This is a genomic window from Roseateles sp. P5_B10, from assembly GCF_056400485.1.
Map to the genome: position 1 here is coordinate 1 of NZ_JBFULE010001562.1, position 626 is coordinate 626.

Here is a 626-nt window from a genome sequence, read left to right on the forward strand (position 1 = left end):
ACGGCAATGCGTGACTGGTGGTGCCTCGAACCGGGGTCGAACCGGTACGCGCCCTCACGGGTTAGCGGCGGATTTTCGTACCCACTACAGCTTTCGCTGCCGCAGCCAAGCTGCGTTTGGGGTCTGGAATGCGCCTTGGCCGTGGCGCTGCTAGCGCTGTAGGCCCCCGCCGTCCACTCTCTACACCTTCCCCTTGCAGGGCTTGGCTCGGCGTTGCCTCGGGCGCCTGGCCCAGGGGGTTCACCGACTTTGACGGGATTCACACCAGAGGTTTCCCGCCTGGGTGCTCAAATTTTGTTCAAGTCCGCTGTGTCTACCAATTTCACCATCGAGGCACAGGGGCAGTTTACGTGATGCAGTCGCTGGCGCGTTGCGCTTCAATGCAGTGATTGTCCCTCCGCCTTTTTATGGCCGCGCCATGCCACTTGCACGGGTCGTCTTTGCACAAACGCGGCAAACAAACCCCTGCGTGTCAGAGGCTGCGCGCAAAGTGCCAAAGAAAACGGGAGATCCGACTGATCGAATCTCCCGTGAATTGGAGCGGGTAACGAGGCTCGAACTCGTGACCTCAACCTTGGCAAGGTTGCGCTCTACCAACTGAGCTACACCCGCGCATTTCATTCGGC

1 tRNA gene is annotated in these 626 nt (G+C 60.1%); it reads right to left on the reverse strand.

The annotated features are described in order from the left end of the window. Positions 1-536: 536 nt before the first annotated feature. A tRNA-Gly gene (locus AC1DU6_RS34590) sits at positions 537-612 on the reverse strand. Between the last annotated feature and the right edge of the window lie 14 nt (positions 613-626).